This window comes from Leisingera sp. SA32 (genome assembly GCF_056033425.1).
In genome coordinates, this window is record NZ_JBVYHB010000021.1 from 56067 (window position 1) to 66025 (window position 9959).

The 9959-nt window shown below is 65.5% G+C and carries 11 protein-coding genes; 6 read left to right on the forward strand and 5 right to left on the reverse strand.

What is annotated here, in order from left to right; all coding sequences use genetic code 11:
• Window positions 1–302: 302 nt before the first annotated feature.
• Together AC0IPL_RS20425 and AC0IPL_RS20430 are read left to right on the forward strand one after the other, a co-directional pair.
• A complete protein-coding gene (locus tag AC0IPL_RS20425; protein WP_474276968.1) occupies window positions 303–896 on the forward strand; it encodes a helix-turn-helix transcriptional regulator in 594 nt (197 codons plus the stop codon).
• A 91-nt stretch (window positions 897–987) separates the two neighbouring features.
• Window positions 988–1773 (forward strand): hypothetical protein, encoded by a 786-nt coding sequence (locus AC0IPL_RS20430; RefSeq protein ID WP_474276969.1) that lies wholly within the window; start codon window positions 988–990, stop codon window positions 1771–1773.
• A 47-nt stretch (window positions 1774–1820) separates the two neighbouring features.
• Here AC0IPL_RS20430 and AC0IPL_RS20435 read toward each other — a convergent pair whose 3' ends face one another.
• A complete protein-coding gene (locus AC0IPL_RS20435; RefSeq protein ID WP_474276970.1) occupies window positions 1821–2288 on the reverse strand; it encodes a YciE/YciF ferroxidase family protein in 468 nt (155 codons plus the stop codon).
• A gap of 283 nt (window positions 2289–2571) precedes the next feature.
• Window positions 2572–3813 carry a glycosyltransferase family 4 protein gene (locus tag AC0IPL_RS20440; protein ID WP_474276971.1) on the reverse strand — a complete coding sequence of 414 codons (1242 nt, stop codon included), beginning with the start codon at window positions 3811–3813 and terminating at the stop codon, window positions 2572–2574.
• Between the two features lie 143 nt (window positions 3814–3956).
• Between AC0IPL_RS20440 and rfbC the strand changes: the two genes are divergently transcribed.
• The 4 genes from rfbC to rfbA all read left to right on the forward strand — a co-directional run bounded on the left by rfbC (window position 3957) and on the right by rfbA (window position 7396).
• Window positions 3957–4511 carry a dTDP-4-dehydrorhamnose 3,5-epimerase gene (gene rfbC, locus AC0IPL_RS20445; protein WP_474276972.1) on the forward strand — a complete coding sequence of 185 codons (555 nt, stop codon included), beginning with the start codon at window positions 3957–3959 and terminating at the stop codon, window positions 4509–4511.
• A 3-nt stretch (window positions 4512–4514) separates the two neighbouring features.
• On the forward strand, window positions 4515–5567 hold the full coding sequence (rfbB, locus tag AC0IPL_RS20450; protein WP_474276973.1) for a dTDP-glucose 4,6-dehydratase: 1053 nt from the start codon (window positions 4515–4517) through the stop codon (window positions 5565–5567).
• A gap of 108 nt (window positions 5568–5675) precedes the next feature.
• The gene (rfbD, locus tag AC0IPL_RS20455; protein WP_474276974.1) at window positions 5676–6527 is read left to right on the forward strand and encodes a dTDP-4-dehydrorhamnose reductase; all 852 of its coding nucleotides are present in this window, start codon (window positions 5676–5678) and stop codon (window positions 6525–6527) included.
• Entirely contained in the window at window positions 6524–7396 is an 873-nt protein-coding gene (gene rfbA, locus AC0IPL_RS20460; protein WP_474276975.1) for a glucose-1-phosphate thymidylyltransferase RfbA, read from the forward strand. The genes rfbD and rfbA overlap by 4 nt, the downstream gene beginning before the upstream one ends.
• Before the next feature lie 52 nt (window positions 7397–7448).
• Here rfbA and AC0IPL_RS20465 read toward each other — a convergent pair whose 3' ends face one another.
• From AC0IPL_RS20465 to AC0IPL_RS20475, 3 genes are all read right to left on the reverse strand, one after another.
• Window positions 7449–7937, reverse strand: coding sequence for a hypothetical protein (locus tag AC0IPL_RS20465; RefSeq protein ID WP_474276976.1), 489 nt, complete (start codon window positions 7935–7937; stop codon window positions 7449–7451).
• 289 nt (window positions 7938–8226) lie between these two features.
• Complete coding sequence (locus AC0IPL_RS20470; protein ID WP_474276977.1) at window positions 8227–9531, reverse strand: HlyD family type I secretion periplasmic adaptor subunit; 1305 nt, start codon at window positions 9529–9531, stop codon at window positions 8227–8229.
• The coding region (locus AC0IPL_RS20475) for an ATP-binding cassette domain-containing protein (RefSeq protein ID WP_474275058.1) at window positions 9528–9959 on the reverse strand (432 nt) is incomplete at its 5' end. The genes AC0IPL_RS20475 and AC0IPL_RS20470, both read right to left, overlap by 4 nt.

Sequence of the window (9959 nt, forward strand, 5' to 3'; positions counted from 1 at the left end):
TCAGAAGTGTTTGAGCACCCCTCTGCGTGGCCCGGCCCAACGTGTTTTTTCCAGGCGTGTTCTGTTTTTGTCACGATCCGGAAACGGCGCTGTTTTGGCAGTGTCGGGGCATCGGGCGGCAGCTGGGGACAGGGATCCAAGGAGCGTGGACGCATTGCAAAAATCCAGCAGCCCGCGGGGGTGGGCTGTCGGCAAAATTGCGCTCTTGGGGGGACGGTCCGGATGCAAGATCCGGCCATGTTACGAGTAAGGGAGTTTTTATGCCTGTTCACGTTGTGGGGGAAAGCAGGCTTCTCAGGGACATGTTTCTGTCCATCTGCGAAGCCCATGATTATGTCACCGGACAATGCTGCGGCACCTTGGCGGAATTGCCGCCGCTGCCGCAGCAGGATCTGGTTCTTTATTACAGCCATGACACCGGCGCCGGGCTGGAGGCGGCGCTGCAGGGGTTTCGCGCCCGCAACGGCGCGGTGCATCTGATCCTGATCACTGGCGACGATTGCGCGCCGGCCGAGCAGGCCGGGTTCAGCCAATACGCCGAGGCGGTGATCCCGGAACGCAAATCCGCCGATGCGCTGATCGCCGCGCTGCAGGTGGTGCAGGACGGCTATCGCATCGTGCTGCCCGACAGCGCCAATGCGCAGATGACGGTGCAGCGCCAGCCGGCCCAGCCGCGCAACGGCCCGACCGCCAACGGCCACGGGCTGTCGGAGCGCGAACAGCTTATCCTGGCCAAGCTGACCGAAGGCTCCACCAACAAGAGCATCGCCAATGAGCTGGGCATCTGCGAGGCGACGGTGAAGGTGCATCTGCGCACCTGTTTCCGCAAGATCGGCGCCAAGAACCGCACCCAGGCGGCGCTCTGGGCCTCGGAACGGCTGCCACGGCCGCATTAGCCGCCGCCCGGCAGACCACCGCCAGGCGCGCCCGCGCCTCGACCCGGCATGGTCCGGGGAACCCCGGCCGCGGGTGCGGCGTTGAGGTGCCATGTTCTATGCATTGATCGGCCTTTGCCTGCTGATAGCGGTGTGTTTTGATTTCCTGATCACGACGGTTGCCATCACCGACAGGAAATTGCCCTCGCGGCGGGTCTCCAGGGGCACCTGGCGACTGCTGAAACACGTGCTTCCGAAAACACCCGGCGGGCGCACCCTGATCGGGCCGCTTGTCATGGCCTCAATCGGGGCGTTCTGGATCTTGACCACGGCTGTGGCCTGGCTGCTGATCTTCCAGGCCTCGGAGACATCCGTGGTGCTTTCCAGCGCGCAGCAGCCTGCGGGCTGGCTGACGGACCTCGGTTATGTGGGAGAAGCCCTGTCCACCCTCGGCGGCGGCAAAACCGAGCCGGGATCCACCGTCTGGGAGCTGGCCACCGTGCTGGTCGGGGTGAATGGCATGATCGTGCTGACGCTGTCGGTCAGCTTCGTGCTCAACACCACGCAAACCGTTGCCGCCGGACGCGCCTTCCTGGCCCATACGGCCGCCATGCAGGCCATGGGCGGCCGACCGGGCGAGGATCTGAAGCCGCTGGCCGATCTGGTGTCCGATCTCAACAGCGTGCCCCATGCCTTGTATTACTCCGCCTCCGACCCCGCCCTGCGCCTGCCGCAGGGGCTGGAGCGCTTTGCCGCCTGGTGGGCGGAGCAGAGGGGAAATCTCACCGGTCTGCGCGTCATCCTGAAAGGCCTGCCGAATTTCGCGCCCTCGGAAGACGCCAGTGACGCGGCCTTCCTGTCCGAGCTCAGGGACTGGTCACAGAACTTCGTGTTCTGATCCGCGGCCCGGAAGGGGCCGCGGCAGTCCTGGCCGCGGCCTCCGGGTCAGTTGATCTTGGAAATCGCCAGATGCGTCAGCTTGCTGTTGGCCGCCTTCTCCTGGTCCAGAATGGAGGTCAGCAGATCATGCGCTTCCTCGTGGCCCAGTTCCTTGGCCCATTCGCGCAGCGTGCCGTAGCGGGCGATCTCGTAATGCTCCACCGCCTGGCAGGCCGCGATCAGCGCGGCGTTCTTGCCATCACCGGTGGCTTCCTTCATCAGCCCTTCGGTTTCCTTGATCAGCCCCTCGATCGCGTCGCATTTCTCGCCCGAGGCTTCCTCGCCGATGGACTTGAACACTTTCTTCAGCGTCTCGACCTGGCCCTTGGTCTCTTCCAGATGCTCGCCGATGGCATCCTTCAGCGGCTTGCCATTGGCCGCTTCCTGGACGTCGGGCAGCGATTTCACCAGCTTGTTCTCGGCGTAGTAGATGTCTTGGAGGGTGTGCAGGAATACGTCGTTCAGCGTCTTCATGAGTAGATCCTCTCTGATATGTATCTGGCCTGCGCCTGAGATGCACAGCGGGCCCCGGTCGGGCAGGATCCAGGCCAGGGAGCCAGTACAAAAGGAACGCGGCGCCGCCTGCTGGTGTTCCCGGAAATCAACGCCGCGGCGCGCAGATCCCGCAATTGCGTCTGAGGCGCAGGTCGGGCGCAGGGGAGGCGGCAGCCGGTGCAGACAGTCGGCAAGCGTTTCAGGGCGGCGGCCCGGGTGGGCCGCGCCTCCGGTTCAGATCCTGATATGCTGCGCCTCCGGTTCAGATCTTGATGTGCCGCGCCTCCGGCACGAGTGAATTGATCCGGGCAATATGCTCCGGCAGGCAGCGGGACAGGAAATCGTATTTTTCCAGCACATGGGCGCGGGCGTTGGGGCCCAGATGGGCGTAATCGCCGGAATTGGCCAGCACATCCGCCACCTGGTCGGCCAGCTTTTCGGGGCTGAAGAAATCCACCAGCAGGCCAGTCTCGCCATGGGCAATCGCCTCGCGCACCGGCGCCACATCGGCGCCCACCACCGTCGCCTGCATCGCCATCGCCTCCAGCAGGGACCAGCTGAGCACGAAGGGCATGGTCAGATAGATATGGCAGCGGCTCAGCTGGATGATGCGGCAGAGATCGGGGTAGGGCACCTTGCCCAGGAAATGCACCCGGCTCCAGTCGACGCTGTCGCCCAGCTCCTCCTCCATCTCGCCGCGCAGGCCACCGGGGTGTTTGCTCTCAGACCCATAGGAGGTGTCATTGCCGCCGATCATCAGCACCCGCGCCTTGGGGCGCTGCGCCTGGATCCGGGGCAACGCGCGCATCATGATGTGAAAGCCGCGGGCGCGCTCCATGTTGCGGGCGATATAGGTCACCACCTCGTCGTCGCGGCTGAGCGGGCGCCCGAGCCGCCCCAGACCGATGGTCGCCTCGGGATCCGGGCGCAGCCGGTCGGCGCGGATGCCGTCATGGCACAGATACATGCGGTCGTGGAAGCTGGTGGGAAAACGGTCGCGCTGCCAGGCGGTGGGCACATGGCCCAGATCGACCTGTTCAATGCTGGCATAGGGCACCGCGTTGCGGGACTCGGCAAAGAAATAGGCCTGGTCATTGGCCGGGTTTTCCGGATCAAACCCCACCAGACCGCCGCTGGTGCGGTAGAAATATTCAAAGAAGCCGATGATCGGCACATCGGGGTAGGGGTCCTTCATGTACATCAGCTCCCCCCAGCCGGTGTGGCCGATGATGATGTCGGGGGTAAAGCCTGCCTCTTTCAGCTGCCGCGCCGCCAGCGCCGCGCCAAGGCCCGCGCCCGCCGCCGCCTCCCAGTCCTTGGACAGGCCGAAGGCGTCCTTGGCGGGGGTGCGAAAGGGTTTGTAGGTGGCGGTCTTGATGCCCGGCAGATGCACGTCATTTCGCCGGGTCAGGAAAACGATCTCATGGCCGCCCTGCGCCGCCAGCCAGGGCGCAAGCTCCCGGTACTGGCCGGGCATGTTCTGATGCACAAACAGGATTTTCATGGGCCCATGCTTGCCGGGGGCCGCGGCGGGATGCAAGCGGTCGCGGCAGACCGGAGGTCGCTTGCCGCCGCTCTGTTGCGCCGCTGCCTGCGTCGGCGTAGGAGTGTGGGAAAGGCAGCTGCCGGGAATTTGGGGCGCAAGCGATGAAGATAGAAGAGACAGGATTGCCGGGACTGAAGGTGCTGACCCCGGCGCGGTTCGGCGACGCGCGCGGCTTTTTCAGCGAAAGCTGGAGCCGGCGACGGATGCAGGAGGCAGGCATCGATCTCGACTTCGTGCAGGACAACCACTCGCTGTCGGCTGCCACCGGCACCCTGCGCGGTCTGCATTTCCAGGCGCCGCCCCATGCCCAGGACAAGCTGGTGCGCTGCGGCCGCGGCGCGCTGTTCGACGTGGCGGTGGATATTCGCAAGGGCTCGCCCAGCTATGGCAACTGGTTCGGCATCGAGCTGACCCCGGAAAACGGCAAGCAGCTCTTGGTGCCCACGGGGTTCCTGCATGGCTTCATCACCCGCGCGCCCGACACCGAGATCCTGTATAAATGCACCGATTATTATGCGCCCGAGTGCGACGGCGCAGTGGCCTGGGACAGCTGCGGCATCGACTGGGGCTTTGACGGCCAGCCGGTGCTGTCCGACAAGGACGCCGCGGCGCCGCGGCTGGCCGATTTCGACAGCCCCTTCACCTGGGAAGGATAAGAGATGAAACTTCTTGTGACTGGCGGCGCCGGCTTTATCGGATCAGCCGTGGTGCGGCTGGCGGTGGCGCGCGGCCACCAGGTGGTGAATGTGGATGCGCTCACCTATGCCGCCTGCCTCGACAATGTGGCCGAGGTGGCGGACAGCCCCGACTATGCCTTTGAGCAGGCCGACATCCGCGATCGCGCCGCATTAGACACTGTTTTTGCGCGCCACCAGCCCGATGCGGTGATGCATCTGGCCGCCGAGAGCCATGTGGATCGCTCCATCGACGGGCCGGGGGATTTCATCGAGACCAATATCACCGGCACCTATCAGATGCTGGAGGCGGCGCGCAAATACTGGGAACAGGCGGGCAAGCCGGAAGGCTTCCGCTTCCATCATATCTCGACCGATGAGGTCTATGGCAGCCTGCCCGCAGACCCTGCGGTGATGTTCACCGAAGAGACGGCCTATGATCCGCGCTCGCCCTATTCCGCGTCAAAAGCGGCGAGCGACCATCTGGTGCGAGCCTGGGCGGAGACCTATGGCTTGCCGGTGGTGCTGACCAATTGCTCCAACAACTACGGCCCCTATCATTTCCCGGAAAAGCTGATCCCGGTGGTGATCCTGAACGCGCTGGCCGGACAGCCGCTGCCGATCTACGGCGATGGCTCCAACGTGCGCGACTGGCTCTATGTGGAGGACCACGCCGATGCGCTGCTGCTGGTGGTGCAAAAGGGCGCGCTGGGGCGGTCGTATAACATCGGCGGCGAGAATGAGCGCAGCAATCTTGAGCTGGTTGAGACGCTCTGCGCCATTCTGGACCAGAAACGCCCCCGCGAGGATGGCAAACCCTACAAGGAGCAGATCACCTTCGTCACCGACCGTCCGGGCCATGACGCGCGTTACGCGATCGACCCCAGCCGCATCCGCGAGGAGCTGGGCTGGCGGCCCAGCGTGACGGTCGAGGAAGGGCTGGAGCGCACCGTGCAATGGTATCTGGACAACGAGCCCTGGTGGCGCGCGTTGCAGGACCGCGACGGCGTCGGCCAGCGGCTGGGCACCGGCAAGTGATGGCGTTCCGGGCGGAAAGCCTACTCCTCTCCCGGCGGCACAGCCGCCTGCCGGGCCGCGGGACGGGAGTATTTGGGGAAAGATGAAACGGAGCGGGGACTGAGCCTTATGAGCATTCTGGTGTTTGGTGAGACCGGCCAGCTGGCGCGGGAGCTGGCAGCGCATGAGGGCGTCACCTGTCTGGGCCGCGCGCAGGCGGATCTGAACCACCCGGCGGCCTGTGCCGCCGCGATCCGCGAGGCCCGGCCGCAGGCGGTGATCAACGCCGCCGCCTACACGGCCGTCGACCGCGCCGAAGACGAAGAGGTGCTGGCCAATATGATCAACGGCACCGCCCCCGGTGCGATGGCGATGGCCTGCAAGGAACTGGGCATCCCCTTTGTCACGGTCTCCACCGATTACGTGTTCGACGGCAGCGGCACGGCCCCCTGGCAGCCCGGCGCGGCACCGGCCCCGCTGAACGCCTATGGCCGCTCGAAACTGGCGGGCGAAGAGGCGGTGCGCGCGGCGGGCGGGGTGCATGCGATCCTGCGCACCTCCTGGGTGGTCTCGGCGCATGGCAGCAACTTCGTGAAAACCATGTTGCGGCTGGGCCGCGCGCGGGAGCAGCTGTCCATCGTGGCGGATCAGATCGGCGCGCCGACGCCCGCGCGCGCCATTGCCGCCGCCTGCCTGGAGATCGCGCGGCAGCTGGCGGCGCATTCGGAAAAATCCGGCACCTACCACCTGGCCGGGGCGCCCGAGACCAGCTGGGCGGGCTTTGCGCGGGAGATCTTTGCCCAGGCGGGTGTTGCCTGCGCGGTGGAGGATATTGCGACCTCCGCCTATCCGACCCCGGCGTCACGGCCGCTGAACTCCAGGCTCGATTGCACCACGTTAGAGACTGTTTTTGGCCTGTCGCAGCCGGACTGGCGCGCGGGCCTCAAGGATATTCTGAAAGAACTGGGAGAGATCGCATGAGCGCAAGAAAAGGCATCATCCTGGCGGGCGGATCGGGGACCCGGCTCTATCCGATCACCATGGCCGTCTCCAAGCAGCTGCTGCCGCTGTATGACAAGCCGATGATCTACTACCCGCTGAGCGTGCTGATGCTGGCGGGGATCCGCGAGATCTGCATCATCACCACGCCGCAGGACCAGGAGCAATTCATCCGCCTGCTGGGCGATGGCAGCCAATGGGGGGTCGAGCTGACCTATGTGGTGCAACCGAGCCCTGATGGTCTGGCACAGGCCTTCATCCTGGCGGAGGCGTTTCTGGATGGCGCGCCGTCGGCTCTGGTGCTGGGCGACAATGTGTTCTTTGGTCATGGCCTGCCGAAACTGCTGGCGGCGGCGGATGGTCAGGCGTCGGGTGGCACCGTCTTCGGCTACCACGTGGCTGATCCCGAACGTTACGGGGTGGTGGATTTCAATGCCGACGGCACCGCCCGCGAGATCATCGAGAAGCCGCCCGTGCCGCCGTCGAACTATGCGGTGACGGGGCTCTATTTCCTGGACGGCTCGGCGCCGGAGCGGGCGCGGGCGGTCAAGCCCAGCCCGCGCGGCGAGCTGGAGATCACCGATCTGTTGCAGAGCTACTTGAATGAGGGCGCCCTGCGGGTCGAGACCATGGGCCGCGGCTATGCCTGGTTGGACACCGGCACCCACGGGTCCTTGCTGGATGCGGGCAATTTCGTGCGCACATTGCAGGAGCGCCAGGGGCTGCAGACCGGCTGCCCGGAGGAAATCGCCCATGAGCAGGGCTGGATTGATGACGGGCAGCTGCAGGCGCGGGCGGAGAAATTCGCCAAGAACGCCTATGGCGCTTATCTGGAGCGGCTGCTGCGCTAGACCTCCCCGCCGCTGGTGTGGCGGCGGCAGGGCGCCCTCCGCGCCTGCGCGCTCAGGCGGAGCTGCAGGCGGGTACGCCCATGCGGATGATCTGGCTGCCCTTGATCTTGTAGACCCCGGAGAGCCGGTTGCGCCCCTCGGCCATGAACCAGTCGCGCAGCGGTTTGGGGTAGTACTTTGCCATGACTTGGCTGAAATGGTCGAAATCCTTCTGCGCCAGGCGGTGGCCGCTGCGCGAGGGGCCGTGGAAGCCGAAGGTGGTGTTGGGGTCCACGCAGGCCCCCGGCAGGCCAAGGAACATGGTGCAGGTGGAATAGCAGACCCGGCCGCGGATCTCGACCCGCACGTTGTTGCGCTGCAGGGTGTTCAGCTCGATCAGCCGGTCATGCAGATAGCCGCCGCGATCACTGCCCACCACATAGGCCTGCTGGGCCCCGGCCGTCGCGGGCAGCAGCGGCAGCAGCGCAAGGCCCAGCACGGCGGCGGGGCGGGCGCGTCCCAACAGGACTGCCGCCGATGAGGCGATTTTCTGGGCCAGCATGGTCAGTCCTCCAAAGCGTTAACAGGCATTGAAGTCTGATTAAGAAACCGTTGCGGGATCGCCGGGCTGAGGATGTGGCGAAAATTGGCCCCTTGTCAAAAATTTATCGATAGGTTTCGGAAAGTCCGACGCGTCGTGTTCATCAGCTGTGGAGGCGAGAAGCCGATGTGCCGTGGGGATAGCGAGGCACGGTGCAGTGTCGGACAAGGCGCGATATATCGGCTTGCCGGACGACGGCAGCCTGTGAAAGCTGCAATCTCTCGATCGCTTTCTACCGGTCCATCGCGGTTCAGCTTTCGCGGAAGGCCTTGTTGAAATAATCGGCCAGCGGTTTGACCAGATAGGCAAGTGGGGAACGTTCGGCGGTGCGGATGTAGCTTTCCACCGGCATGCCGGGGATCAGCACCGTGCCCGCGGGCAGGCGGCCACGCTCGCCGGGGTTCAGCTCGATCTCGGCCCGGTAATAAGAGACCCCGCTGCCCTGATCCTCAAACGCATCTGCGGACACCTGGGTGACATGGCCGAACAGCTCCGGCGTCGAGCGTTGGTCCAGCGCCGAGAAGCGCAGCGTCACCTGCTGGCCGGTGAACAGCTGGTCGATGTCGGTCGGCGCCACCTGCGCCGCAATCACCAGCGGGCGGTCCTGCGGCACCAGATACAGCACCGGGTCCGCCGCGCGGATCACCGAGCGCGGCGTCTGCACCTGCAGCCCGTAAACGATGCCCGAGACCGGCGCGGTGATGTCCAGCCGCTCCAGACGCTGGCGCAGCGAACGACGGGTCTCCGCCAGCTCCACCTCCTGATAGCGCAGGTCGCGCAGCCGGGTGATTGCCTGCTCGCGGCGGTCGCTGTCGAGCTTCAGGATCTGGATGTCGATTTCGGTAATGCGGCCCTCGGCCTGCGCCTCGGCGGCGACCAGCTCGCCCAGCTGGCCATCCAGATTGGCCTGGGTGCGGCGCAGGTTCAGCACGGTTGTCGCCTGCGCCAGTCCGCGATCCAGCAGCGACTGCTGGTTGCCCAGTTCCTCCTCGATCAGCGTCAGTTGCAGCTCCATCGAGTTCTGCTGCGCCTGGATACCGCGGATCTGCTCTTCGATCTGCCCGCGGCGTTTCGCCAGCTGGTCGATCTCCCGGGCGGTGGTTTCCTTGCGCGCCTGGAACAGGCGGCGCTGGCCTTGGACCAGATCCATGACGTCCGGCTGGGTCTCCGCCGCTGCCAGCAGCTCCGGCTCAAAGGTGATCTGCGCCGCCTCGTCGCGCTCTGCCTCCAGCCGCCCGCGGCGTGCCATCATTTCGAACAACTGGCCTTCGACGATGACCAGCTGCGAGGCGAGCTCCGTCGCGTCGAGCCGGATCAGCGTGTCGCCCTCGGCCACGGTGTCGCCCTCGTCGACCAGAATCTCGGCCACGATGCCGCCGTCCAGATGCTGCACCACCTGACGGTTGCGGTCGACCTCGATGCGCCCCGAGGCCACCACCGCGCCGGAAATCGACGACATCACGGACCAGGTGCCAAAGCCGCCGACCAGCACCAGCAGGGTCAGCAGCCCCAGGATCAGCGGCCGCCGCGCGGACCATTGGTTTGCGGGGGTCATCGCACACCTCCGGTGCCGGTGGACTGGCGGATGTTCTGATGGTTGGCGACCATTTCCTGCAACACCTTGTCTTTGGGGCCAAAGGCCGTCTGGGTGCCCTGATCGACCACCAGCAGCATGTCGCATTCCTGAATTGCCGCCGGACGGTGCGCCATGATCAGCACCGAGCGCCCCTCGGCCTTGATCTGCTTGATCGCCTGGTTCAGCGCGATCGAGCCTTCGTTGTCGAGGTTCGAGTTGGGTTCGTCCAGAATCACGATCACCGGATCATCGTAAAGCGCCCGCGCCAGGCCCACCCGCTGCATCTGCCCACCCGACAGCCGCCCCCCGGAGGCGGTGACGCGGGTGTCATAGCCCTCGGGCAGTTTCAGGATCATCTCATGCGCGGCGGCCTTGCGCGCGGCGGCGACCACCTTTTCGGGATCGGG